Source organism: Mesobacillus maritimus (genome assembly GCF_023715205.1).
GTDB classification, from domain to species: domain Bacteria; phylum Bacillota; class Bacilli; order Bacillales; family Cytobacillaceae; genus Mesobacillus_B; species Mesobacillus_B maritimus_C.
Map to the genome: position 1 here is coordinate 116,488 of NZ_JAMBNR010000005.1, position 26,753 is coordinate 143,240.

At 38.9% G+C, this 26,753-nt stretch carries 23 protein-coding genes, 1 pseudogene and 1 riboswitch; of the genes and pseudogenes, 13 read left to right on the forward strand and 11 right to left on the reverse strand.

The window, feature by feature from the left end; all coding sequences use genetic code 11:
• Nucleotides 1–5: 5 nt before the first annotated feature.
• Nucleotides 6–461, forward strand: coding sequence for an efflux MFS transporter permease (locus M3182_RS08740; RefSeq protein WP_251557678.1), 456 nt, complete (start codon nt 6–8; stop codon nt 459–461).
• 87 nt (nt 462–548) lie between these two features.
• Here the strand turns inward: M3182_RS08740 and M3182_RS08745 are convergent, their stop codons facing one another.
• Together M3182_RS08745 and M3182_RS08750 are read right to left on the reverse strand one after the other, a co-directional pair.
• On the reverse strand, nt 549–1,421 hold the full coding sequence (locus tag M3182_RS08745) for a YitT family protein (RefSeq protein WP_251433148.1): 873 nt from the start codon (nt 1,419–1,421) through the stop codon (nt 549–551).
• Between the two features lie 192 nt (nt 1,422–1,613).
• A complete protein-coding gene (locus M3182_RS08750; protein WP_251557679.1) occupies nt 1,614–3,233 on the reverse strand; it encodes an ATP-binding protein in 1,620 nt (539 codons plus the stop codon).
• Between the two features lie 1,125 nt (nt 3,234–4,358).
• Between M3182_RS08750 and M3182_RS08755 the strand changes: the two genes are divergently transcribed.
• On the forward strand, nt 4,359–4,499 hold the full coding sequence (locus M3182_RS08755; protein ID WP_251433155.1) for a YrzI family small protein: 141 nt from the start codon (nt 4,359–4,361) through the stop codon (nt 4,497–4,499).
• Between the two features lie 89 nt (nt 4,500–4,588).
• Here the strand turns inward: M3182_RS08755 and M3182_RS08760 are convergent, their stop codons facing one another.
• The 3 genes from M3182_RS08760 to M3182_RS08770 form a co-directional block, all read right to left on the reverse strand.
• Nucleotides 4,589–5,344, reverse strand: a complete 756-nt coding sequence (locus M3182_RS08760; protein ID WP_349775433.1) for a class I SAM-dependent methyltransferase — start codon at nt 5,342–5,344, stop codon at nt 4,589–4,591.
• Between the two features lie 172 nt (nt 5,345–5,516).
• Nucleotides 5,517–6,107: an LOG family protein gene (locus M3182_RS08765; RefSeq protein WP_251557680.1), complete on the reverse strand. Its 591-nt coding sequence runs from the start codon at nt 6,105–6,107 to the stop codon at nt 5,517–5,519.
• 253 nt (nt 6,108–6,360) lie between these two features.
• Entirely contained in the window at nt 6,361–8,094 is a 1,734-nt protein-coding gene (locus tag M3182_RS08770; RefSeq protein WP_251557681.1) for an ABC transporter ATP-binding protein, read from the reverse strand.
• 219 nt (nt 8,095–8,313) lie between these two features.
• Between M3182_RS08770 and M3182_RS08775 the strand changes: the two genes are divergently transcribed.
• The 3 genes from M3182_RS08775 (at nt 8,314) to M3182_RS26375 (ending at nt 9,648) form a co-directional block, all read left to right on the forward strand.
• The gene (locus M3182_RS08775; RefSeq protein ID WP_251557682.1) at nt 8,314–8,664 is read left to right on the forward strand and encodes a PadR family transcriptional regulator; all 351 of its coding nucleotides are present in this window, start codon (nt 8,314–8,316) and stop codon (nt 8,662–8,664) included.
• Nucleotides 8,651–8,842, forward strand: coding sequence for an HAAS signaling domain-containing protein (locus M3182_RS26370; RefSeq protein WP_349775434.1), 192 nt, complete (start codon nt 8,651–8,653; stop codon nt 8,840–8,842). The genes M3182_RS08775 and M3182_RS26370 overlap by 14 nt, the downstream gene beginning before the upstream one ends.
• A gap of 476 nt (nt 8,843–9,318) precedes the next feature.
• Nucleotides 9,319–9,648 carry a hypothetical protein gene (locus M3182_RS26375; protein WP_349775435.1) on the forward strand — a complete coding sequence of 110 codons (330 nt, stop codon included), beginning with the start codon at nt 9,319–9,321 and terminating at the stop codon, nt 9,646–9,648.
• Nucleotides 9,649–9,974: 326 nt separating this feature from the next.
• Here M3182_RS26375 and M3182_RS08785 read toward each other — a convergent pair whose 3' ends face one another.
• Both M3182_RS08785 and M3182_RS08790 read right to left on the reverse strand, forming a co-directional pair.
• Nucleotides 9,975–10,712 carry an SPOR domain-containing protein gene (locus tag M3182_RS08785; protein WP_251557683.1) on the reverse strand — a complete coding sequence of 246 codons (738 nt, stop codon included), beginning with the start codon at nt 10,710–10,712 and terminating at the stop codon, nt 9,975–9,977.
• A gap of 116 nt (nt 10,713–10,828) precedes the next feature.
• Nucleotides 10,829–14,038 (reverse strand): SH3 domain-containing protein, encoded by a 3,210-nt coding sequence (locus M3182_RS08790; protein WP_251557684.1) that lies wholly within the window; start codon nt 14,036–14,038, stop codon nt 10,829–10,831.
• 257 nt (nt 14,039–14,295) lie between these two features.
• Nucleotides 14,296–14,376, forward strand: a riboswitch (ZMP/ZTP riboswitch).
• Nucleotides 14,377–14,768: 392 nt separating this feature from the next.
• On the opposite strand from M3182_RS08790, the gene M3182_RS08795 reads away from it, so the two are divergent.
• From M3182_RS08795 to M3182_RS08815, 5 genes and pseudogenes are all read left to right on the forward strand, one after another.
• Entirely contained in the window at nt 14,769–15,971 is a 1,203-nt protein-coding gene (locus tag M3182_RS08795; protein WP_251557685.1) for a phosphoglycerate dehydrogenase, read from the forward strand.
• A 198-nt stretch (nt 15,972–16,169) separates the two neighbouring features.
• Nucleotides 16,170–16,877 (forward strand): annotated as a pseudogene (locus M3182_RS08800) (DUF5694 domain-containing protein).
• Nucleotides 16,878–16,986: 109 nt separating this feature from the next.
• On the forward strand, nt 16,987–17,439 hold the full coding sequence (locus tag M3182_RS08805) for a small multi-drug export protein (RefSeq protein WP_285867526.1): 453 nt from the start codon (nt 16,987–16,989) through the stop codon (nt 17,437–17,439).
• A gap of 128 nt (nt 17,440–17,567) precedes the next feature.
• The gene (locus M3182_RS08810) at nt 17,568–18,140 is read left to right on the forward strand and encodes a TetR/AcrR family transcriptional regulator (RefSeq protein ID WP_251557686.1); all 573 of its coding nucleotides are present in this window, start codon (nt 17,568–17,570) and stop codon (nt 18,138–18,140) included.
• Between the two features lie 132 nt (nt 18,141–18,272).
• Nucleotides 18,273–20,381 carry an MMPL family transporter gene (locus M3182_RS08815; protein ID WP_251557687.1) on the forward strand — a complete coding sequence of 703 codons (2,109 nt, stop codon included), beginning with the start codon at nt 18,273–18,275 and terminating at the stop codon, nt 20,379–20,381.
• Nucleotides 20,382–20,427: 46 nt separating this feature from the next.
• Here M3182_RS08815 and M3182_RS08820 read toward each other — a convergent pair whose 3' ends face one another.
• On the reverse strand, nt 20,428–20,964 hold the full coding sequence (locus M3182_RS08820) for a hypothetical protein (protein ID WP_251557688.1): 537 nt from the start codon (nt 20,962–20,964) through the stop codon (nt 20,428–20,430).
• A gap of 428 nt (nt 20,965–21,392) precedes the next feature.
• Between M3182_RS08820 and M3182_RS08825 the strand changes: the two genes are divergently transcribed.
• Entirely contained in the window at nt 21,393–21,701 is a 309-nt protein-coding gene (locus M3182_RS08825) for a transposase (protein ID WP_251557689.1), read from the forward strand.
• A 47-nt stretch (nt 21,702–21,748) separates the two neighbouring features.
• Here M3182_RS08825 and M3182_RS08830 read toward each other — a convergent pair whose 3' ends face one another.
• Together M3182_RS08830 and M3182_RS08835 are read right to left on the reverse strand one after the other, a co-directional pair.
• Nucleotides 21,749–22,765: a TIGR00341 family protein gene (locus tag M3182_RS08830; RefSeq protein WP_251557690.1), complete on the reverse strand. Its 1,017-nt coding sequence runs from the start codon at nt 22,763–22,765 to the stop codon at nt 21,749–21,751.
• Nucleotides 22,766–22,934: 169 nt separating this feature from the next.
• Nucleotides 22,935–24,014, reverse strand: a complete 1,080-nt coding sequence (locus M3182_RS08835; RefSeq protein ID WP_251557691.1) for an NAD(P)H-dependent flavin oxidoreductase — start codon at nt 24,012–24,014, stop codon at nt 22,935–22,937.
• Nucleotides 24,015–24,424: 410 nt separating this feature from the next.
• Between M3182_RS08835 and lepB the strand changes: the two genes are divergently transcribed.
• Both lepB and M3182_RS08845 read left to right on the forward strand, forming a co-directional pair.
• Nucleotides 24,425–24,973 carry a signal peptidase I gene (gene lepB, locus M3182_RS08840; protein WP_251557692.1) on the forward strand — a complete coding sequence of 183 codons (549 nt, stop codon included), beginning with the start codon at nt 24,425–24,427 and terminating at the stop codon, nt 24,971–24,973.
• Nucleotides 24,974–25,160: 187 nt separating this feature from the next.
• Entirely contained in the window at nt 25,161–25,367 is a 207-nt protein-coding gene (locus M3182_RS08845) for a hypothetical protein (protein ID WP_251557693.1), read from the forward strand.
• Nucleotides 25,368–25,409: 42 nt separating this feature from the next.
• Here M3182_RS08845 and M3182_RS08850 read toward each other — a convergent pair whose 3' ends face one another.
• Nucleotides 25,410–26,459, reverse strand: a complete 1,050-nt coding sequence (locus M3182_RS08850; RefSeq protein WP_251557694.1) for a M42 family metallopeptidase — start codon at nt 26,457–26,459, stop codon at nt 25,410–25,412.
• Between the last annotated feature and the right edge of the window lie 294 nt (nt 26,460–26,753).

Sequence of the window (26,753 nt, forward strand, 5' to 3'; positions counted from 1 at the left end):
TCCTAATGTCGACCATCGGGTTTGGTGCCTTACTGTTTGGACTGAGTGGTGCAGGAGACAAAGGCTCGGGTAGCCCTCAAGTTTTGATATTTATCACAATTGGACTTGTTTTTCTTGGTTTCTTCATCCATCGGCAACTCTCTTCTAAAGATCCATTGCTCAATTTACGTGTTTTCAACTTTAGAATGTACACAAACACGACAATTATAAGCATGATGGTCATGTATGGTGATATGATTTTATTGCCTATTTACCTGCAAACAAGTAGGGGATTCTCCGTTTTAGATACTGCGTTATTATTGCTTCCAGGAGCATTGGTGAATGCGTTTATGTCTCCGATATATGGAAAAATGTTAGATAAGCTCGTCATAAAACAGGTTGTCATCATCGGATTATTGTTTACCCACCCGTCGATTTGGGGTGTGACAAATTTGACGGAAACCACCATCGAAAAAATGTGAATACCCTACACAAATAAAGAAAAGGATAGATGAAATGATGTCATCTATCCTATCCTTCTAAACAAGAATGACCATTGCATCCATGTTTTAATGAATATCCTTCTTCTTAAAGTCTCCGCCCTTAATTTCGGCGACATCATATACTGCAACAAACGCCTGAGGGTCAATTTCGTTAATGATTTCTTTCATTTTTGTTTCTTCGAGGCGGTTAATCATGCACGTGATTTCTTTGAATTGTTCATTTGAATAAGCCCCTAGCACAAGATTATAGGTGGCGCTTCTTCCTAACCGATCGCGAATCGTCTCAACCATTTCCTCAGGGTGTTTTGTAATAATCTTAAAGGTTTTCGAACCACTTAAGCCTTCTTCGACAATATGAATGACTTTGGAAGCAATAAAATAGGCTATTCCTGAGAGAAAAGCTCCCTTTAAACCAAATACGAATGAAACGATAATGAACACAAATAGGTTTAAAAAGAGGATCAGATCACTTGTTCCAAATGGCAACTTCCGAGAAAGGAGAACGGCCAACATATCAATGCCATCTAACGCACCACCATTTCGCAATGCAAGTCCCATTCCAAAACCGATGATGATTCCGCCAACAACCGTAACCAGTAATGTATCTCCCTCTACAATCGTAGGAATATGGTGCATCACACTTGTTCCAACCGCAAGGGAAGCAATACCGATCACAGAGTAGATGGCAAAGCTTTTACCAATTTGTTTATACCCTAAGTAGACGAAAGGGATATTCAGTATTGCGATTAGCAGTCCAAGTGGTAATCCCATCAACTGCGATCCAGCGATACTTAGGCCCGTGACACCTCCATCAGACACACTATTTGGGATTAACACTGCTTCTAATCCATAAGCCGTAATGAAGGCCCCAATGATGATTGGAATGGCACGTAACGCCATTTTTCCTGTACTGTTTGGTTTTCTTCTAATAGTGCCCATATGTATACCTCTAATCTCTATGAATTTTCACTTTTAAAATTATACACTTTCTCTCACTTCAAAAAAATAAAAACTTTTTTATGGAATTGAGACCTAGGAAACCTTAAGTTGAGTTTACATTATTAAAAGGGCAAATCAAAAAGTCTCCTATACCTGAGAATAGGAGACTTCAATTGATTCCGTACAGCTTATTTAATTTTCTGGTTGGTGATGTATCGGGAGGACAATCACAAAGCTTGTCCCATTAGGATTGCTATTGGCTTCCATTGTTCCATTATGGTTTTCAATGATTTTTCGTGAGACGGATAATCCTAAACCCGTTCCTTCATCTTTAGTCGAGAAAAACGGTTCAAATATATGTTCTAGGACTTCAGCAGGAATCCCATTGCCATTGTCACTAAAAACAAAATGAACTTCTCCGTTCACCAGCTTTGTCGCGAGCATAATTTGCAATGGTTGACTATGCTTCGCTTGCAAAGAGTTTTGAAAGAGATTAATGAACACTTGTAACATTTCATCACGATTGCACAGGATGGGAACATCTTTTGTTCGTGGTTCAATCTCAACTTGAACATCAATGTTATATAGCAATGCTTCACTTTTAAGAAAATGCCACATATACTCAAGCAAGCTCTCTACTCGAATGCTTTCAAACTCTTTGAACGAAGGTTTTGAGATACTTAGGAAATCGGAAATGATTTTATTTGCCCTATCAATTTCCGGAATTAATAACTTGGAGAAAAGTTCGCTCATATGATCATCCACATCTTTTTCAAGGTATTGTAAAAATCCTCTAACGGTGGTGAGGGGATTTCGAACCTCATGGGCAATTCCAGCGGCAATCCGACCTAACAATGCTTCTTTTTCAGCTTCGCGCATTTTTTCTTCCATTCTATAACGATCCGTAATATCCCGAAACCGCCCGAAGGAACCAATCATTTTTTTATCTTCGAATATTGGTTGCGCGTCTAATAGGCAAACAAACGGCTGTCCATGTGAATTTGTAAATTTAAATTCTTTATTTTCATAGACTTTATGATGGTGGAGAACTTGGGAAAAGTAGTTTCCGAATATGTCAGAGTCAAAAATATTTTCACCTATTATTGCGCCTTGATGGTGGGGATAAACTTCTTGTGCCAATTCATTTGCCTCGATAATGGTACCGTCGATGTCAGTAACAATGATGCCACTTCTTGTACGGTTTAACATAATCTGATTCATGATATCGAGCTTCTTATTCTGATTTCGTAATTGAAGTTCTCGTTCAATTGTTTCTGCTATCTGCGATAACATCGTCAACAACATCGGATCCTGATGGGTAATAGGGGTCATGATGTTAATCGTACCAAGTAAAGAATTTTCATCGCGACAACAAAAAGCTGCTCCGTAACAGGCAATCCCATGGAGCGCTTTATGAAAATGATTTGCACCTATCACTTGAACAGGATGTCTTTGTTGTAGAGCTAGGCTTATTACATTAGTCCCAGGATCTTCCTGGGTAAATAAACTTCCTATTCGAATTCCTAACGTGCGAATAGTCGATTGAATACTATCATCGCCATACATTTCTAACAAATACCCATTTGCATCAGATACGACAATTAAAACGGGATTTCCTTTCAAAAAATCTAATAATTTATTTGAAAAGATTGTCACAACAGACAATATCTCTTGAAATTCTTTTCGTTTCACGTTGAGGTCTTCTTTAGACATAGACCTTTTGGGATTAGGGGGGGCATTTGGGTCCATGCCAGCTGCTTTACATAACTTTTTCGACTGAGTTATGTAATCTGGTTCTACTTGTATATTCATACCTGTCACCTCAAAAAATATTGCAATAGTACTATTGTACTCATAAACAGTATAAAGTTCTATAAAAATAGAGGGAAAAGTTTACAAATTTAGGTTTTTCATAAGAGAAAGGGGACGGAAGATTTTAATAGTACAGCCATGCTTTGTTCATAGTTTGTTCATAAATTTTAGATAGAATAATTACATGGAAAGGATAAACCCTTTTCCTCCCTCAAACCCCCTTTAATATATATGACCGGAAAGGCATCATCTGTAAAAGGATGGTGCTTTTTTCATTCTATGATAAAAACCGCTCGACAAACACGAACATATGTGCGAAAATTATGGAGGAAGATTTATTCTACTTAATAAAAAACCTCAATAAATTTTATTTTTTTAAAATTTTTACCAACACTTCAAGTTTTTCATCCGTTATCTTAATGAACAGCCATTACATGATTCCAATTAAACAAGTAAAAAGTGAGTGATTCAAATGGAAGTGAGTGATTTATATATAAAGCTAAAGGAAGATTTGTAAAGTTTTGCTCGGTCCATTTCGCGGGAAGAACAGGAAGCAAATGACATGATACAAGTGCAGTAGAAAAAGCGTAAAAAGTCCTGAAATTCTTCAGTTACCAGATATATAAGCAACGTTCATGGTTTTTCAGAGTGATGAAAAATAAATTAATTAATGATGACCGTGAAAACAAAGAGTACTAACAGAATGGGGGGATTTTGGACTTTTCCATTCAGGTAGCCGCTGTCACAAACTTAAAAATAACGGAACTGTTATCTCATGGTCAAATGAACAATTCTTATATTTAGATTTCGGTATTGAAGGTCAATGGATTCTTGATAAAGAAGACGAACCGGGGATATTAACAGCCAAAGTAGCCGCCATTGCCCTATTCGGGGAAGTGGTTGTTTCGGACAAAAAACAAAGAGGGTTTTACAACCACTTATTTGTCTGAATGAAGGGGAGGTTTATGAGGAAGTGGATAAACAAGATTATTCCTATTTAAAAAATATTGGCGAACTATCTTTTTTAAGTTTAGCTTTAATCGTTTTCGGCTAAAATGAATCATTGTCGGCAGTTAATGGATGTTTTTTCCTGAAACGCCTACCCTTTAAATGGAGGTTATAACAATGACACTAAATTTAATTCTGTTTACCATAAGCATTAAAAAGCGTGACTATACAATAGAAGAAGAACTTCATTTTCAAAAAGTCGAGCGGCATATGGAAGCGCAGAAAACTAGTCAATCTGCTTACCTACCCAAGTTTTAAGCAATACTATGGGAATTTGAATTTTCTAGGAAATAGACAAAAGGTGACAATAACCAAGAATATTGTCACCTTTGTTTGTGTTAATGTTGTTATTTGATCCCGATAACGCGTATTCTTTTGTAATCAACCAACCAATCGTAACCATCAAAATTCTGCGGTTTCAAATGATTTTCCACTCTAATAATCAATGACTCTTTTTCTTCTAGGGAAAGCCCATCTAACAAACCATCTCCAAACATTTTTATCCAATTTCTTAACCCATCAGGCCCTACTAATTTTGTCGGCCTGTCAAAATGTTGTGCAAAGGTGACCCGAAAGGAAAGCTTTTCCATCAACTGGGTATACTCGCCGATGGTTGGATAATACCAAGGGAACCTAACTTCGTCTTTTTGCAAATCTTTTCTTCGCTGCAGAATGGCGCTCGTAATGAATTGAACATTGCCCTTGCCCCCGAATTCTGCGACAAATCGTCCATTGGGCTTTAAACCCTGATAAATTGAAGTGAGCGCCTTTTCAGGTTCGTTAACCCAGTGGAGAGTCGCATTTGAAAACACCGCATCAAATTCATGATAAAAAGCTAAGTTCGTTGCATCTTGGACAAGGAATTGGTGATGGGGATATTTTTCTTTCGCACGGTGGATCATCTTTTCAGTTTGGTCAACACCTACAACCTGAGCTCCTAAATCATAAATTTTTTTAGTTAAGTCTCCAGTGCCACAGCCAAGGTCCAAGATTCTCTCCCCAGGTTTTGGTGCTAGAATTTCAATCAAATCGGCTCCATACATCGAAACAAACGAATGCTTTGAATCATACAAATTCACATTCCAACTTTGTAGTCTCTCCACAAAATAACACCCTTTCTTATCTTTTGACTACCCAGTAATCCTAATGGATGAAGGGAGGGACAAATATGTAAGGAAATTAGAGGTTTCAAGATTTAGTGAGTTGCATTCAAAAAGTCACCGAGATAGAATATGATGTTAATTTGTATGACTCATCAACCTCAAAAAAAGCTATCTACTCCAAAATTATCTTCTTTTCCCCATGATACGTTTTCACGGCCGGTGGAGTATAAACCGAAAACTGGTTGATTAAGCGGGAAGGGGAGTCATCAACAAGTACCATAGATCGGAATTTCTCTTGTAAAAACTTTTGCTCAACCATATGGTCAAAGAGGTGAAGCAATGGGTTATAATACTTTTCAATGTTCAGCAACCCACATGGCTTTTGATGAATCCCGATTTGACCCCAGGTGAAAACTTCAAAAAACTCTTCCAATGTACCAGCTCCACCAGGTAGGACGATAAAACCATCAGAGAGTTCAGCCATTTTCGCTTTGCGTTCATGCATTGATTCAACAACGTACAATTCTGTTAAGTTTGGATGAGAGATTTCTTTTTCCTCTAACACCCGTGGAATCACACCAATCGCCTGACCACCATGATCTAAAACAGTATCTGCTAAAATGCCCATTAGGCCAATACTAGAGCCGCCATAAACTAACGTAATCTCCCGACGTGCGAGCTCTTTTCCTAACTCAATGGCTCCTGTTTTGTAAGCATCAGAGCCTCCTAAACTAGAGCCACAATAAACCGCTAATCGCTTCATGTACATTCCTCCAAACTAAACTAAGTTCTTTTAAAAAAATCATAAAATTTTCAACTTGAAAATTTTATGATCAGCGGATAACTCTTCGCGTGATAATCCATTTCAAAATTGATGGGAATAATGCTTTCCATTTTGGTCTATTATGACTGTCGGAATAAAACAATCCACATCCGCATTTCTATTTATATCGTTCATTTTACCATGCTAGTATCTGTTGTTATGTAAAGAAATGATTAAACAACTTTCTCTAGCTTTAAGCCAACTGCTGTTCGGCAAATTCGCGATACAATGGATGGCACATAATTAATTCGCGATGTGTTCCAATACCCGTCACTTCACCTTTTTCAATAAATATAATTTGATCGGCATCAACAATTGTCGAGAGGCGGTGGGCAATCACAAAGGTGGTCCGACCTTCCATTAATCTAGTTAATGCTTGTTGCACGATGCTTTCAGACTGACTATCCAAACTTGCAGTTGCTTCGTCCATCATCAAGATTTTTGGATCTCGTAAAAACGCCCGGGCGATCGCAATTCGCTGTCTTTGACCACCTGAAAGTTTGACGCCACGTTCCCCAACTTCCGTATCCAAGCCTTTCGAAAAGGAATGGATAAATTGGTCAGCATAAGCCATTTTGGCGACTTCCCATAAGCGTTCATCCGGGATTGACTCAGGGTTCTCAAGTCCGTAGCATAAGTTTTCGCGAATCGTTCCGCCCATCATCGCGCTTTCTTGTGACACATAGCCAATCTGATTGCGCCATGAAGTAAGTGACAACTGGGAAATCGGAGTGTCACCGATAAAAATGGCCCCAGAGGTTGGTTCATAATAACGCTCGATTAAACCAAACATCGACGTTTTTCCACTACCACTCGGACCAGCAAAAGCTATCATCTGACCAGGTTGTGCTTCGAAAGAGACATTTGTAATCACTGGCTCATCTTCACTATAGGCAAAGCTGACATTCGCGACCGTAATTGATTTTCCGAAAATGTCCATTTCCTTTCCAACCTGACCTTCTTCGAGAGGGAGGTCCAAAATTTCGATAATTCGTTCGGTTGCACCAGTAGCTTTTTGTAATTGCGTAAAAAACATTGCAAACGAGGTAATCGGAAAGATAATTTGGAACAAATACAATAAAAACGCGACAAGAGAACCTGTCGACATCGTTCCGTTAGCAACCCTGATTCCGCCATAACCGATAATCATCACAATGACCACCATGACGACAAAATACATAAACGGTCCAATCAGCGCAAATACGCGTGACTCTTTTAAACCAAATTGTAATAAATTCTGGATTCCTTTAATACCTTTGTTTTCCTCAAAATTCTCAGCGGTGGAAGATTTCATCAAACGAATTTCACTAAGAGTTTGCTGAATATCTCCTGTAAAATGAGCAGTTTCATCTTGTAAGCCTCGTGAGATTTTAGCCATTTTTCGACCAAGTGGAATCATAATCATCATTGTAATCGGCACTGAAACCAGCATCAACAACGTCATTTTCCAGTCCATGATTAGAAGAATAATGATGGCACCAATAATCGAAATCATTCCTGAAATGAACTGTGGGAAATGTTGTGAAATCAAATCTTTTACAATTCCAGTATCGTTGATGACCCGACTGACCGATTCGCCGCTTTGATTTTTATCAAAATAAGGAACTGGTAGGCGAATCAGTTTCACCCACATTTTCTGTCGCAAACGAGCAACGATTCGTTGACCCACTGCAGCGAGAAGATACGTGGAAATCCCATCAAGTACGGCTTGAAGAATGAATACGACTCCAATGGTCACGATGAGTGTCGTACTAATCGCCGATAGTGAAAATCCATCAACTAACTCTCTCGTTAGCAGCGGAATCGAAAGTCCGACAAACGTCGTAAACACACTTGCTATTAAACCAATTGTCAACGACCATATTGGAATATTGGTGGATAAAATCAGTAAAAAAAACGGTTTTAAGCTACCTTGTTGTTTTTCCATAAACAAACTCCATTCATTTCAAACTTTTTCTACCTCTCTATCTTACTTTGCCTAGGATAAAAGTTCCAATTTAAGCCATTCGTATTCTATGCTGTCTTTCGTAAAGATTGTTGTAAAGAACCTAGATCAAACAATTGGTATAAGAAACATAATAGAGTATGATACATAGTATAAAGTATATTGTATGACATACAGTATTTAAGCAACTGAGGTGTAGAGATGAGCCAATTATTAAACACAATGACAACCGAATTACGAAGGGGGACGTTAACACTTGCGGTCTTAAGTCAATTGCGGACGCCACAGTATGGATATTCTTTAGTTCAGCGCTTAGAACATTCAGGCATCTCGATTGAACAGAGTACGTTATATCCACTTTTAAGACGTTTAGAAAAGCAAGAGTTAGTGAAAAGCCAGTGGGATACAACCGAAAGCAGACCACGCAAATATTATGTTTTAAGCGATTTTGGAGTTGGAATTTTTACCCAATTAAAACAAGAGTGGGAAAAGACTACGAAAGAGCTGTCTCAATTATTAACTGAAGGAGAAAACGAGGATGAATCGGATTGAGCTTTATATTCACGATGTAACGCGGAGGCTTCCAGAAGCAACTCGGGAAGATATTGCCCTTGAAATGAGGTCGACGATTGAAGATATGCTTCCTGACAATTATACCGAGGACGATGTAAAATCCGTTTTAAAACAGTTAGGAAGTCCGGCTAAATCTCGCGAACGGTTACCAGGATAAACCGATGCATTTAATCGGACCGCCGTTATTATGATCTTTATGTTCAACTGCTTAAGTTGATCTTGCAATTCGCTGCGGTGATTTCTTTAATATCAGTGTTAGGAAACCAAATCATATCTTACGACGGGGAATTAGCTATTATGACAGTGCTTTACGGTTTAGTCGGTGAGACGGTTTTGAGTTTTATCACCATTTCGTTTCAAGTCTTTTTCTGGTTAACAGTTATTTTTGCGATTTTTAGATCGAACCGACCGCAATCAAAGTCAGGAACCTGTCACGTTGAAGCTAAAAGAATGGACACCAGATGATTTAGTAGAGGTTTCTCAAATGGTGAGAGGGAAAATGATTACAAGGAGAGACCTTATTGGAGTTTAATATGGACTGCAATTTGGGGAACTGGTTATTTTCATGTTGACAAACTGATTGGTGTCTTTGAGAGTGGTGTTTTTGTAACACCAACCTTCAATCAAACCGTCTTGGAAACGTATTGGGCCCTAATTGTTGTAGTGCTTGCCCTAGAAGTCATTCTTGCGCTCTATAAACTAGTGGTTGGTCAGTGGACATATCGGTTGGCTGTATTTAATCTCAATGTCCAAGTCGTAACCACGATTGTCTTTGTTGTGATTATAATAGACCCTAATCTACTAAACTCAGCTTTTACAACCACGATAACTGATTTATTGGATTTCCCATCTGGTTGGGGGAAGTGGCTCATTGGCAGTAGTTTATTTTTAGTTGTAGTCTTTGCGATTTTGGAAGTGTTCCAAGGATTTCGAAGAGCGAGTATAAAATATAATACAAAGTAATAACAGACCAAGGATGGAGGTTTAGTAGCATACCTACTATTGTTTTATTCCCAGTCCTAGCAATAAAATGCAATTAAGCGGAGAATAAAAGGTTACTGCATAAAAAAAGAAGGGGGAGGGTATTTTGATCAGAGTGCCCACGTTTAGCTGTAAAATAGAGAAAAATACCCTCCCAAAATCCTTTTAACTAGTAACTTCAAAAGGTTTATTCACAAAAGAATAAATCTGTTGTTTTTCTGTTAAAAAATAGACTATAAATGAGCAAACATTTGGTTTTATACCAGGTTCGGTAGATCATCCAACCAGTATTAATACAACTCACCGTCTCATTTTGTACTGTATCCAGCCATTTGATGATAAATTCGCAAAATCGATTGTCCATACTCTTCACCCGGAACGGCCCATTTACCATTTAATGCGACCCAGGTCGAAGCAGAACCTCTTGAAACTAGATGAAAACGCGGGTCGACGAGAGGATGTTTAGGTGGTAGTGGTTTGTTGGTAGCATAAGCATACAAATGTTGAAGGTGAGCGAGGACGCCAACTTGAGGTGTACTGAAGATAGCACCTGGTGTGCTGCGATTCGTTGCGCCGATTCCAGCAAAATTGTTTTGTTCGGCGCGGACGACACCTGTAAAACGCAAATCATTTGTTTCCAGCAAAGCTTGGGCAAAGGCAATATCTCCACGAATGCCATAACTTTCAGCAAAAGATAAGTACATAGTTTCCAATCGAATGGCGAATGGGTTCTTGCTTTTCACAAATGCTTGCATTTGTTTGGAGGATAGAATTGATTTCCCTAATATAGAAACAGATGTAGGGGAAGAGCCTTTCTTTTCAAGAAAAAAGTACGCATCAGGCACTCCATTTTTCTTCACTTCTGCTAGCCTTTTCTCGGCCATTTCACGGGTGGAAAAGGCACCAGCTTGCACACGATATAAGGTTTCGTGTGCACGATTCACTGAATATATATCGGCCTCAATCCCATTGGATTGGAGCATTGCCTTGCGCTTTTCCGCATTCTCCTTCAGTTTAAAAGCTCCAGCTATAACCTTATAGATCATCCCAATGCCTCCTTTCTTATTAGATATATAGTAAAGATATATTCCTTGGGACTTGGAAGCTTTACATACAATTGAAAAAAGTGCTTGATTCTCGTGGGAATCAAGCACTTTTATGGTTAACTCTTGTACTTCGGAATCTCCAAAGAAATAGAATAGAAATCTAGTAAGCTATATAGGTTATAAATCGAACTAACTTGTTTTGTTGCCCAACCAATATCGGTTGCATATTGATGTGTGGCTGTTCCTTTTGCAATTGTAGCATCTGGATTCCAGCGCATTTTATAAAGTGTGTCTTGTCCTTTACTAATATAGCCCTTGGCAATAAATTGAGCGCCACCCATAATCGCTTGTTCAGGAGAAAACCACCCAGCATTATAGGCGTGTTTTGCGCCACTTTCAACAGCGGAACCATCGTATGCTCCAATGCCGAACATATTGTAAACGGTCTTACCGTATATTTCTACACCTGTTGCTAACTTTGAAGTTCCGTTTCCTGTTTCTAACAGGGCGTGGGAAATCAAGTACACGTCATTGACTCCATATTTTGCAGCCGCAGCAGCAAAAGTAGCGGCATGTCCGGAAAGAACACCTTTTCCGGATAGAATTTTTTCATTAACTTCAAATTGATCCAAAGAAGTGGATTCCGATAACTTCAAGAACTGCAACGAAGAGACGGGATCATCGACGAAGTTAGTTGGATCAAGATAGTTTTTAACATCCTCTTTACTTGCGTTTACCCATGATTGCTTAAATTCAATCTGATACCAATTATACCCGTCAGATCCTTTCATCTTTGAAAGAATATTAACGGTTTCTCCGTTTTTAATCGTTCCGATTTCCCAATGTTCAGTTCCAGCTCCACCTCTAACTTTCCAACCATTTCCTTTAATTTTTGCAGTCGAGGCGTCGGTGAAGACAAGTGCATCTTCTCGTATGTATGAGGCATAACTTTTATCTGTTTGTGGTTTCGCTGACATTTGCATATCAACTAATGCATCCAATGTCACATCGTATTGTAAATAACTCGTGTTCACTTTCCGATTAGCAGATTCTGACTGATCTGTCTTAGTAGTTAAATATTGCGAACTAATGTAACCTGTTTGCCCGTTCGCGGTAGCTTTGGCCCAACCGTTTTCTTCGGCATGAATCTTAACTGCTGTTCCTCGATTTAAAGCCGTAACAATCCTACCTTTAGTAGATGGTTCGGCACGCATGTTTAGAGTGGAACCTTCAGAAACATTCACATATTTTACGTTTGTATTTGGAGAAGGGGTGGGCTCTTTTTCAACTTCAGGTTCAGAAGGCAATTCTTCCACTGGAGGTGTTGGTGCTGTTTCGGCTTGAACAATCGTCAGATACTCGGAGCTGACATAGCCTTCTTGACCATAAATCTTAATTTTCGCCCAGCCATTTTCTTCTGATAAAACAGTAACCTTAACGCCGTTTGCTAATTTTATCATGACGGACGCCTTGGTTGTAGGCTTATTTCTCATATTCAAACTAGAACCAGGCTGAACCTTTACTGCCTTTGTGATTGCTACTGACTGACTTGGTGCAGCTGGTTTACTCGAAGAATTCGAGGTATTAGCCAGATATTTGGTACTCACGTATCCAGTTTTGCCACTAACTTTTATCTTGCTCCAACCATTTGCTTCCGATAAAACTGTTACGGAAGTGCCTTTCGAAAGACTCGCAAGCACCTTCGAACTGGTGGAAGCTGCAGCACGCATGTTTAGAGAAGATCCAGAACTAACGTTGACAACCTTAGTCACAGTTTTAGCAGGTTTAGCTTCATTCGTCGATCCCTGTTTGTTCTCGTTACTCAGGAATTGGGAACTCACATATCCAGTTTTACCGACAGCCGTCACTTTGCTCCAACCATTTGCTTCCGATAAAACTTTTACAGAAGTACCTTTCGAAAGACTCGCAAGTACCTTCGAACTGGTGGAAGCCGCAGCACGCATGTTTAGAGAAGATCCAGAACTAACGTTGACAACCTTAGTCACAGTTTTAGCAGGTTTAGCTTCATTCGTCGATCCCTGTTTGTTCTCGTTGTTAGCCAAGAATTGCGAACTGACATACCCAGTCTTACCACTAGCCGTCACTTTGCTCCAACCATTTGCTTCCGATAAAACTTTTACAGAAGTACCTTTCGAAAGACTCACAAGCACCTTCGAACTGGTGGAAGCCGCAGCACGCATGTTTAGAGAAGATCCAGAACTAACGTTGACAACCTTAGTCACAGTTCTAGCAGGTTTAGCTTCATTCGTCGATCCCTGTTTGTTCTCGTTACTCAGGAATTGGGAACTCACATACCCAGTTTTGCCACCAGCGGTCACTTTGCTCCAACCATTTGCTTCCGATAAAACTTTTACAGAAGTACCTTTCGAAAGACTCGCAAGTACCTTTGAACTAGTAGAAGCCGAAGCCCTTAAGTTCAGGGAAGTGCTCACGCTCACATACTTAGTCGTAGTAGCAACTGACTTGCTAAGTGCAGGAGCGGAAGTTTCGGTTTTACTTGAAGCTTTCTCTTTTCCCAGAAACTGTGTACTGACATACCCAGTTTTGCCACCAGCGGTCACTTTGCTCCAACCATTTGCTTCCGATAAAACTTTTACGGAAGTACCATTCGAAAGACTCGAGAGTACCTTTGAACTAGTAGAAGCCGAAGCCCTTAAGTTCAGGGAAGTGCTCACGCTCACATACTTAGTCGTAGTAACAACTGACTTGCTAAGTGCAGGAGCGGAAGTTTCGTTTTTACTTGAAGCTTTCTCTTTTCCCAGATACTGTGAACTCACATATCCGGTTTTACCGCCAGCGGTCACTTTGCTCCAGCCATTTTCTTCCGATAAAACTTTTACGGAAGTGCCATTCGAAATACTCGCAAGTACATTTGAACTAGTAGAAGCCGAAGCCCTTAAGTTCAGGGAAGTGCTCACGTTCACATACTTAGTCGTAGTAGCAACTGACTTGGCAGGTGTAGGTGAGGAAGTTTCGGTTTTACTTGATGCTTTCTCTTTCCCCAGATATTGCGTACTCACATACCCAGTTTTGCCAATTGCTTGAATTTTTGCCCAGCCGTTATCAACTGCCAAGACATTTACTTGTGTTCCATTTGCAAGTCCAGCAATTACTTTTGCATTCGTAGACGCTTCTTCACGAAGATTCAGCGACCCGGAACTCACATTTACGTATTGTGTTTCAGCGAAGGGTTGAAATTCTGCTGCCAACACGCGGTCTCCAGAGTCTATTATTTGTTCATAAGCTGCTGTTGATAAAACAGCAAAGCATAGACTCGGTAGGAAGAGATTCTTTTTCTTTTTCATTTTCGCCTCCTAAAATCTGACAATATTATCCTATTTAATATGAGAACAGCTAAATTCTATCATACTTAGGAAAAATAGTATTTTAAAAACAATGAAAAAATGGTAGTTTTAGCACATATTCTGTAGAAATTGTAAAATTCCTGCTCACCCCCTCTGAAATTTTCAACCTTTGGCTAGTTAGTTTCGAAATTATTCGAAAAAAGTAAACATTTCTGTTGATGGAAAATGTAGATTCTGATAAAATAGTACAAAATGAAATGGCTATGTGTAACTGGCGAAACACGGATCACCGTGAGGGAGCACATAGTATCGAAAAGCCGTTCGCCTGGGCAGAGGTAAGGGGAGGAATCCCTTTACCTCTTTGTGTTTTAAGGGAGGCGCTAGCAGAAGAAAAGTATTTTTATCCAGCAGTTTAGGGTGTACATCAGGAGTTATTAATGGTAGTTTATTAATTATTCAGATTAGTGAGTGAGAGAGTCATAATGTTTTCTGATAAAGTTTCTTTATCACGAGGCTAGTTTGAACCATAATAAATACAGCCTTAATTAAAACAAGCAAGCAACAAAGTTCGATAAAAGAACTTTCAAGATTATTGTTAAAATCCTACAGCTAATTTCAAGTAGAAAAATGTTTTTGTTTGTTTGCTCTTTTTTTCATTTTTGCTGATTAATCAGCTTTCGAGAAAAGAGTTTTTATAAAGAGAAATTAAACGAAAAGAGGAGAAAATGGAATGAGTGCACTTACAGTTGACAAAGTCAAAACGATTAAACCATTAAATAATATTGCGGAATGTGGACTAAATGTCTTTCAAACCCAAGAAGATTATAAAATTGATGAAAATAGCGAAAGCCCTGATGCCATTGTTGTCCGCAGTTTCAATATGCATGACATGTCTTTTGACCAGAATTTAAAGGCAATTGCACGTGCCGGAGCAGGAGTCAATAATATCCCTGTAGCTAGATGTACGGAACAAGGAATTGTTGTCTTCAATACACCTGGGGCTAATGCAAACGCCGTTAAAGAATTAGTTTTAACTTGTTTAATGGCTTCTTCTCGTAATCTATTTGCTGGTGTTTCTTGGACGAAATCACTAGAAGGTGAAGGGGAGCAAATTCCGAAGTTAGTGGAAGCAGGCAAAAAGCAATTTGTTGGAAAAGAAATTAAAGGCAAAACACTTGGTGTCATCGGTTTAGGAGCGATTGGTGCACTTGTTGCCAATGATGCACTTGATTTAGATATGGATGTCATCGGCTTTGATCCATTCATTTCTGTTGATACTGCTTGGAACCTTTCCCGCAATGTCCAACGTGCAATGTCCCTTGAAGAATTGTTTGCAAACTCCGATTATATTACCGTTCACGTACCATTAACGGACGGAACAAAAGAAATGTTCAATAAAGAAACGTTTGCGATCATGAAACCTGGCGTTCATATTTTGAACTTTTCTCGTGGTGAACTTGTGAATGAAGAAGATATGGCCGTTGCACTTGAAAGCGGACGCGTTGGCAAGTACATTACTGATTTCCCAAATGAACGTGTATTAAAAATGAAAAACGCTGTTCCAATCCCACATCTTGGTGCATCTACAAGAGAATCAGAAGAAAACTGCGCGCTCATGGCTGCCCGTCAAGTAAAGGAGTTTTTAGAAACAGGAAATATTCGCAACTCTGTGAACTTCCCGAACACATCTCTTCCTTATACTGGCAAGCGTCGTGTTGCGGCTTTCCATAAAAATGTACCAAACATGGTTGGGCAAATTACAAACGCGATTTCTGCTTACAACCTGAACATCGCAGACATGGTCAATCGTAGCCGTGGCGAATACGCGTATACCATGATCGATATTGATAATAAAGTAAACGGAGAAACCATTCCAGGTTTATTAGAAAAAATCACGCAGATCGACGGCATTGTCACTGTTCGTGTGATTTAATACATTCATATCATGATGGCGCGATAAAAAATCGCGCCATTTTTATATGAAGCTGTTTTTCGTAAAACTGTTATAGAAATTTAAAAGCGATTTTGTAATAAGCATTTTATGAAAGAGTTAGTCGTTCGAAATCTATCTAATTCTTTTCACAGCGACAAGGTTACAGAAAAAAGCCTTATGTAATAACGGAGGCTAAACGTGATCAAAAAACTTATTCTTGTCGGTACTTTCCATTTTGAACAACATGAAGACATTCTTCAAAAGAAAACACAAGAAATTGAGCAACTCGTAGATTTTTTAGCTGAATATCAACCAACTAAAGTTGCTTTAGAATGGGAAAGTTCCACTGAAGATGAATTAAATACAGCCTATCTTCATTCAGATGGTCAGTATACGATGGATGAAATCCAACAAATTGGTTTTAGATTGGCAAAAAAGCAACAGCACGATCGAGTATATGCTTCAATGAAGCTGGAAAGATTACACAAGATGAACTGGACGATCTCATGACCACTGTTCAGAATTTTATCCTCAAATTTTAAAACAGATAAATGCTACCAAGACAAAGTGGCGAATCTCCATCAAGATGTAGAGTTAATGGAAAGTTATCGATGTTTACAATCTCCTGACAGATTAAAAGAATTAGAGATGATGTACCTTTCATTTGTGACCGTGGAGAACAGGAACAAAGATCAAATAGGGGTTCAGTTTTTGCAAAAATGGATGGAGCGAGAGTTGATTATGTTTAAAAGAGTGGTTGAATTGTCGAGTGCGGCCGATGATGAGGGTCCGATTCTATTATTAGTGGGAAGTGACCATCTTTGGATGCTAGGTAAGCTATTTGAGGCAAAAGGTTGGAAGGTGATCAATCCATTCGCATCGGAGCTTACAAAACCTGTCCATTGAATCGTTATTATCCCCACCATTTTTTGTGATTTAGTGAATTACGCTTTTCATCTTATTATCCATCCTTTATTATGGGGCATATGCAAACGAAAGGATAAGGGGGAATAGTTTGGTTATTTATGAATATTTTTTGGTGTTTTTAGGTGCAGCGATTCCTTGGTTTGAGATTGCGCTAGTGATTCCACTTGGGATTGTCGCAGGTTTATCTCCGTTTTGGGTTATGGTACTGGCGTTCGTCGGAAATATAAGTACAGTAATTCCCATCGTCTACGCATATGAAAAAGTGAAACAATGGCTCGATAAAAGACGGAATAAACAAAGGAAAGAACCATCAAAACGAAATGAACGAGCTAAAAAGATTTGGAATAAATATGGATTGCCAGGACTTGCTTTACTGGGTCCAATTTTGATTGGTATCCACATTGCGACGTTTATTGGAATGTCGTTAGGAGCAAAGAAAAACTGGGTTCTAGTTTGGATGATTGCGAGTCTCGCCATTTGGACACTCGTATTTGGATTTGCCACCATATTAGGCTTCGACTTATTCCTTCGATACCAGTAACTGGAAGGTGCCAGGCACCATCCAAAAAAATGGATGTAGGACTTTCTTTTTTATTTTTTACAACACAATATTAATCCTTCGTTGTTAAATTAGTGGTTATTTTGTTTATAATAAAGCGGGGTGATTACATGGCACGCGACCGGAAATTTTCAACGGACGAATTATTTCAACTAACGCATCAACTCCTGCTTACATATGGGTACGAAGGATTTACATTTAGTATCCTCGCCGAGCAGTTAGAAGTATCGAGGGGAACCTTATACAAGTATTATGAAAATAAAGATGAGCTCATTACCGAGTTTATGCTCTATGAAATGAGCCAATTTATGCTGAAGTTAAAAGATATTCACGCGCAAGAAGGTTTTGAAGCCCAAACGGAGTATTTAATTGATTTAATCTTTAAACAAACTACCATTCCAGAACTGATTGAAATAGGGCGACATATTCCCAACACCAATGAAAAAGTGGAAAAGAATAAAAAGCAATTAGACGAACAACGTATGGATATGTACTACCAACTAGAGTCTTATATTCAATTAGGGAGAAGGGAGCAGAGACTAAAAAAGAATCTGCCTACTTCACTGATTTTAGGGTTGATTTTCCAAACGATCACGATTCCGAATCACTTTAACGTCCCTCGTAGTGAATGGATTGAGGGAATAAAGGAAATAATTTGTCACGGAATGTTTCTACAAAATTAATTGACACATCTGTCACTTTGCAAGATAATAGGAATGGCAATCCAAATGCCCCTATTTTAGTAAAAGTGACACTTGTGTCATTTTGTCGTTTTAGTAACCTAGAAAAATTAATTTTAGACAAGGAGAGAAAATATGAGTTCGTTTTTACAAGTGATCACCGACCGGGTCGCCACCAAGAAAGGGATGTGGATTACGCTAGCATCCTGGTTGGTGGTCACTATGATGTTGGCTATGTTTGCACCGAGTGTCAAAGACTATGAAGTATCTAGTCTCGATTCACTACCAGAAGATGCCAAATCAGTTGTTGCACAAGCAAAAGTCGACCAATATTTTGAAAACAATGATGGAATCCCTGCGATTTTAGTCTTTCAAAGCAAGGAAGGCAATTTGGATACATCTGAATTAATATCGGTTTTTGACGAAATCGACAAAGCTGAGATTAAAGGTGTCAAACAGTTGATCCCAATTACACAGTTGCCACCACAGGCAATTGAAGGTTTCCTTTCAGAGGATAAAACAACGGCTGTCATTCCGTTAAATTTTGATCCTGAGCTGGAAACGAAAGAAATTAAAACTTCAAAAGAGCAAATCAATGATTTGGTCAAAAATCACTCAGATTTAAATCTTTATGTTACCGGACCTGCAGGAATTGCAACCGATACGCTTGATTTATTCTCAAGAGCGGATTTAGTCTTGATCTTGTCTACCGTAGGTTTAATTCTTATTTTATTAATCGTGATTTACCGTTCACCATTGTTGGCATTAATTCCACTTCTCGCCGCTGTATTTGTTTATGAAGTGGTCATGCAGACACTTGGATTGATGGGGAAAGCTGGACTAGTGATGAGCAATCAAACAATTTCCATCATGTCGATCTTGTTATTCGCGGCGGTCATTGATTATTCATTGTTTGTGTTCTCACGCTACCGTGAGGAATTAAAACTTCATGAGAATAAGTATGAGGCAATGAGAGCAGCAATGAGAGAAACGGGGATGCCGGTGTTTTTCTCAGGAGGTACCGTGTTAGCGGCAATGCTTGTGCTGTTCTTTGCAGAATTCGCGGACTACCGCAACTTTGCTCCAACCTTTGCCACAACGATGGCGATCATAATGTTGGCCTCGATCACACTTGTTCCAGCATTATTTACACTGTTTGGCCGTAAATCATTCTGGCCTAAAGTCCCACGTGTTGGCGAAGAAATGGTGAAAAAGAATTCCATGTGGAGTAAAGTTGGTCGCTGGGTCGTGAAAAAACCAGGTTGGGCTGTTTTACTTGTAACTGCATTTATTTTACTATCCGCAAGCAACATGTTTAATCTAAAATATGATTTCAATACACTGAATTCATTTCCTGAAGATATGCCATCGCGTCAAGGATATGCAATTTTAGAAGAAAAGTTTGAAAAAGGAGACCTTGCTCCAACGACGGTTTTATTTGAAGGCAAAGAGAGCCTGAGCCTTGAACAGCAGGAAGCTTTAAGAGAAGAACTGAGCAATCAACCTCTAGTAAGCAATGTACGTATGAATGGGACGGCTGAAGATGAAAAGGTCATTAACTTCAATTTAACGTTTACTGAAAGTCCATACTCAGTTGAAGCCATCGATGCGATGGAAAGCATGATTGAAAAGGCTGAAACAATCGTGGCTGACAGCGGGGTTTCTGGGGAACTTTATTTTGCAGGTGAAACAGCAAGTTCTGTTGATGACCGCAGCATCAATAATCGTGATGTTATTTTAATTGTCATCCTCGAAACAGTTTTAATTTTTGCAATGTTGATTGTGTTAACAAAGAGCATTAAAATGCCAATTTATATGATGGGAACAATTTTAATTTCATTCCTAGCGGCACTAGGCTTGGGAATGTTTTTATCAAATCTGTTCTTCGACATCGATACGATCAGTAACCGAGTTCCACTGTATTCATTTGTGTTCTTGGTCGCACTCGGAATCGATTACAACATCATGTTAATCTCCAGATTCCAGGAAGAACGGAAAAAACATTCGGTGAAAAAAGCGGTAGAAATCGCAGTTGCCCATACAGGCGGAGTTATTTCATCAGCGGGGATCATCCTAGCCGCAACGTTCGCAGTACTGATGACGCAACCAATTCAATTATTATTCGTATTTGGTTTCATCGTCGCGGTTGGAATTTTGATCGATACGTTCATCATTCGAGGAGTATTATTGCCAGGTTTAATTGTGCTATTTGAAAAAGATAAAGCTGTTAGTGAAAATAAATAAAATATAGAAAGGCAAGGGAGGGTTTTTGACTCCTTTGCCTTTTTTGTTACTTCTTTCGTAATGCGCGAATTGCGAGAACTAACAAAATGGTAAAGCCGATCATAACTCCATAACCAACCAAAATGATCAGAATGGGAACATAATCTGGTACGGTTCCTGAATCGGTCGACATCCCCGCTAAAAACAATGGCATAATCGGGAGCATCAAAACAGCTGATCCCATCCCAATGAGCAAAAGTACTCCTGGTACGATGAAAAACCAGGGCCATATTGGTTTTTTGATAACTGGAAGAGGGGATTCTTCGACTATGTTTTGAGGCTGAGATACGAAACTAGCTTGTTGTTTTTGCAATGGTTGATAGGCTTTTAAAGCTTGATAAGCTTTTCTCATACCCCAAATCCTAAAAAATAAAAAACAGAGAGCCATCAAACTAAACAACATTGAAAACATGCCTAACTCATCTGGTTTCCATAGCGGGATGAGTAGGGTGGAGATAAACCCTGGTAAAGCTGAAACCAAAAAGATTGCCCCGCCAATTAAAACAACCCAGGCCCAGATTGGATACTGCGTATCGGATTGCATCCTTCTTTCTCCTTTAGAAAAATATAAAATTTCAAACCTATTATAATTGAATTTTTTGGGAATACAAACAATTATTTTCATTTGTCGACAACATTTAAAATTTTGTTGGGTAGGTGGGCATTAACACATCTTTTAAGTATAGTTTCATAGAGCATTAATAGGAGAAGGAAAGGCAGAAACATGCACCATGAAGAGTTCAACGCGAGGTAGCAGAAAATGTGTACCATGAAGTGTTCATAAGCAAAAATAGAAAGGAGAGCCAAGAAGGTTGCAGAGGCAAAAATGTGCCCCATAATAGATTCACAAACCCCGTCACATCGTCACAATATTCAATTATAACTTCTAGAGCCCACTTTCAATTTTATTTTCATCCACAATAGTATACCGTTCTTTTTCAACGTGAAGAATCATACTAGAGGTGATTGTTAGTGAAATTCTTCATTATGATTGGAAGTGTGCTCGGCCCAGCTCTTATGATGTTCCTTTGTTATCAATCAAAAAGATGGATGTTCTTTTTTGATAGTCTTGCTGTTCTTTCCGCTCTGGTGTTCGGGAATATCTCGGCGATGGCAATTCTCCAAATCATCAAGGATGATACTGTGTTCATGACGAATATCCATGGCTTGTTCCTTAACCCGGTGTTTTTAACCTCAGGTGCATATCTTGGGCTTTATCTAATCTATGTACTATCAAAACAGACGCTTCACCAAGTTGGCGACTTCTTCTCAAAACGCTAAACACTCAAACCCAGAACTCTATCTATGAACTCTGGGTTTTTACGGCATTAAATTAAATCAATATGCGAGCTAAACAGAATAGCAAGTATTAAAAAGATAACCGTTAAGCTAACAAACAAAATTGAGAGTTTACGTGAGGTTTTAGCACGATCAACATCTTTCCATTTAACAGGCCGGATGCCACTTAGGGAAAATACAATGATTGCGGCTAAGATAACAGAACTAATATTTCCTAACAAAAGTAACCCAGAGCCAAAAGCCTCCTGCCAAAACCCTGAACCTACTGTCATCCCGACCACAACGGTTGGAGGCAATAGAGCAACCGCCACCATGACCCCTACTAACGCATCCGACAAACGACTGATAATGGACAATGCCCCGGCAGTTCCGGATGCAATTGCCAGTATAATATCAGACAAATTTACATGAGTTCTTGACGCGAATTCGTTGTTCTCAATGGGGACGGGTAAAACAAAAGAAAGGGAGATTGCAATTGCTAAAACTATTCCAATTCCATATAACAACGTTATCGTTGACTGCCGCAACAATTTAAAATCCCCTAAAATCGATGCAAACGCCATCGAATTGATTGGACCTAACATTGGCGCAATCACCATGGCCCCAATGATAACCGCCTCACTATTTTTGATAAATCCAATTGTGACCACTATGGCTGATAAAATGACTAGCAAAGTAAAATTTAGCGTAATTCGGCTCGATTTTTCAATTGCTCCTAATAGTTCATGGCGACTGGCTCGTTGGATTTTGGTTTTATCTTCTTGTTCTTCTCGGTGGATTTGTTCTTTTTCTTCATCTGTAAACCGAGTCAAATATGAACGAACCGGAAATAACATCACTTCAAAGCCGTCCACTACGCTGCTGGCATTTTCTAAGTAATTTAAAATTTCTTCCGTATTTTTCGTCTCAACTAAAACACGTACCAATTTTCGTTCTTCCGATTCTCTAGAAACCCAATTAGAAACAATCGGAAACTCAGATAAAGTTTCGCTGACTTTTTCAAAATGTTTTTTAGGAATATAAGCCTCAATTAGCTGTAAATCCACAATCCAACTCCCCTTAAAAGACGGATAGTATATCTTTTCCAATAAGGTTGGATTCTATGAAATGATGCATATGGAAATAACACAAAATATATATCAAGCAACAAAGCATACACAAATGAACAATAAAAAAGCCAACCAGAATATGCTTCTGACTGACCATAATCTTTTATTAGAATTTTAGGTCCAGTTTTTTCGCCTCTGCAATCAAGCTTTTCATAAGCTCTTCCACAGTTTGCTTTTTCGCTAAACTAGCGCTCTGGCCAGACCATAAAGACATAAATTCTGAGTTATTTTGCGCTGAAGCTGCCTTTCGAATATCCTGAGTGAGGGTATTCTGAATGGGGAATTCAGCGACTTCTAGTTCTTGATTTTGCATATCTGCTATAAATTGATTGTGAATCCCTCTTGCAGGTTTACCAGAAAAAGCTCGAGTAATAACGGTTTGGTCATCGGCGGCCTGGAGAATCGCCTCCTTATGGACAGGATGGGCACCACTTTCTATACAAGTCAAGAAAGCCGTCCCCATTTGGACTCCTTTAGCTCCTAAGCAAAGCGAAGCCATCAAACCTCTAGCATCCATAATGCCCCCAGCCGCTATCACTGGAATATTGACTTGATCAACAACTTGAGGGATCAGGGACATTAACCCGACTAGACTCTCGTTGTGTTCATCAATAAAAGATCCTCGATGACCACCAGCCTCACTTCCTTGGACAACCACTATATCCATGCCTGCTTTTTCATTTTCAATCGCTTCTCTAACCGTCGTAGCCGTGCCAATCAGAATGATATTTTGCTGCTTCAGTTCAGCGATGATCTCTTTAGAAGGAATCCCAAATGTAAAAGAGCAAACAGGTACTTGTAGGTCGATGACAACCTGAATTTGTTCTTTAAAGGTTTCAAGCACATGATGAAAACTAGGTACTTCAGTTTGTTCTTGTTGAGGTAAGTTTAAACTCGTACGAATAGGGTTTAATAGTTGATTGGCGGATTTCACTTGCTCTGCTCTGATTTTAAATTCTTCGGGCACAAAGAGGTTCACCCCAAACATGTTCGGTGTTAACTCTTTGATTTCCTGAATTTGTGTTCGCATTTTAGCAGGAGACAGATAACCTGCACCAATCATTCCCAACCCTCCGGAATTGCTGACCGCGGCTACTAATTGGGAAGTAGTAACACCGCCAGCCATCGGGGCTTGTACAATTGGGTACTTCAAATTTAATTTTTTTATCAGTTCATTTTTAAGCATCGGTTACACCTCTACGAGTAATGGTTATTGTAAAGCTTTTTTAATTCGAGCTAATTTTGACCATAAAGGCTTAAACTACTTGACTAGAACGTCTCCAAACCGTTGAGATTTTTATTGAAAATAAGAATGGGTAGGGAAGCTCTCAAGCTAGTAATGGTCATCCTCACCATTTTAAACTCTATGTTTATTCTATTTTACCATAAAAATCCATACCATCTTATGATTAGCAGGAGTTATTTAGTCATTGTTTTTTGGGTAAAAGTTTCCGATAGAATTATTATGTTAACTAACGAAAGCTTACCATCAAGGAAAAACCTCTATATCCTAATAGAATTATTATCTAAAAATTGTAAAAAAATGATATGATATACTTAATAATTTTAATTCGGATTGATTGGAGGAGGGAAGGCATGAAAGGGACTACCAAAAAAGAGATTTATTCTTGGTTAAAAGCATTGGCATTTGGATTCATAGTAGCCATTATTTGTCGTCATTTTATTTTTACTCCAACTACTGTTTTAGGGGAGTCGATGGCCCCGACTTTTCAAAATCATGATCGCGTCATTGTGAGCAAAACATCTACGATTGACCGTTTTGATGTAGTCGTATTTGATGCCCCAGACGCTGTTGACAAATTTTATGTGAAAAGAGTCATCGGTCTTCCTGGTGATCGAATCATGGTCGAAGATGATGTATTGTATATCAATGGCGAAGCCCTACCAGAACCGTACTTAACGGAAAATAAAGCAAAGAATCAATTGGTTAAATTAACTGAGGACTTTTTGTTAGAGGATAAAACCGGAGAAACAACGGTACCGGCAGGGATGTACTTTGTTATGGGCGACAATCGTCTCAAGAGTAAGGACAGCCGCATTTTTGGTTTCATTTCCAACGATTCCGTAGTAGGAGAAGTCAAATTCCGCTATTATCCTTTTGATGAAATCGGCATTCCTAAATAATTTGCTCGTTACTCGAACTCTTGGAAAGATTCAGTGAGTTGAAAAAAAGTGACAGCTAATAGGAAAAGCTTTTAGCTGACATACTTGTTGAAAACCAAGGAACGGTATAGTAGAAGAGGCTTTCAAAGGCCAAAGATAACCTCTATTTACGTGTTAATGATGATCTAAAGAAGGATTTGAATCTGAAATGAAAACCTATCTTAAAACAAGAATCAAGAGTTATAAAGGTACCTTAGTAGGAATCTTTATCGGACTTTTACTTGGTAGATTGTTAAACGTTTCCCCAGACTACTCAACAGCTATATTGGCGTTATTCATCGGGCTAATAGTCGGAGAAACTTTTATCTTGATAAAATGGTTAAAAACAAAAAAGCAAACTCTGACAACAAATTAAAAAAGGGAATCCACCAGCTAATGTGGATTTCCTTTTTCACGTTTACAGAACCATTTCCGATTGCACGTAATGATATAAAAGCTTTGCGGTATTTTCAATAGAATCTCGATGTGTTCTCTCGAAAGCATGTGAAGAATCAATTCCTGGTCCAATTAAACCGTGAACGATATCATGCCCCGAACGAATCGCGGCACTCGCATCTGAGCCGTAATATGGATAAATATCGAGTTTGTAACCAATTTCATTGTCAATAGCAAGCTGCGTCAACCGTTTTCTTAATTCATAATGGTAAGGACCGCTAGCATCTTTCACGCAAATGGACACAGTATACTCATCAGTGGCCTGTCCGTCACCCATGGCTCCCATATCGACGGCCAAGTATTCCACTGTTTCAGGCGTAATATTGGAGTTCCCACCGTATCCTATTTCTTCATTATTAGAAATCAGAAAATGAGTGGTATACGGAAGTTCAATCTGCTCCTGTTTTACTTGTTTAATGAGTTGAAGTAAGATGCCAACACTTGCTTTATCATCAAGATGACGTGATTTAATAAAACCAGTTGAGGTTACTTGCACGCGTGGATCAAAGGAAACGAAATCGCCAACTTCTATCCCGAGTGCGCGGACATCATCAGCATTATGTACGGTCTCATCAAGGCGAACTTCCATATTGTCTTGGTTGCGTTCTGCCTTACCTGCATCTTTATAAACATGAACAGATGTTTGGTGCATTAAAATCGTACCAGTAAACTTTTGGCCTGCGGACGTTTCGATTTCGCAATACTCACCTTCAATCGAGTTATATTTAAAGCCACCAATTAAATCGAGCTTTAACCGGCCGCTACTTTTAATTTCTTTTACAATCGCACCAAGCGTATCAACATGTGCAGTCAGCATGCGATGATTGTGTGAATCTTTCCCAGGCAAAGTGGCAATTAACCCGCCTTTACGATTGCGCTTCGTTTCAACTTGTAAGTCTTTTAGGTAATTCTCCACAAAAGTGATAACCTCGTTTGTATTACCTGACGGACTTGGAATTGACACCAATTCCTTGATTAATTGAACTGTTTCTTCTGTATTAGGATAAGCCAATGTAAAACTCCTCTCTATTTCCAATCCATTTCATTCTTATTATAAAGGTTTCCTAGGAATAATAAAAAAATTTCATTCATTCGCAAAAAAAAAACAAGGCTGTTTTCGTAAAGATTGTTGTTAAAATCCTAAAGCCGATTTTAACGAAATAGTAGAATTTTATATGTTTAAAATTAGTTCGCAATCTCTTTTCTCATAAAAACTATTTTTTGAATAACCTAGCATATTGAGACGTCAAAGAGAAGACTTTTTACCTATCCTCGATGCCTTTGCTTCATTAAATCATAAAAGTAA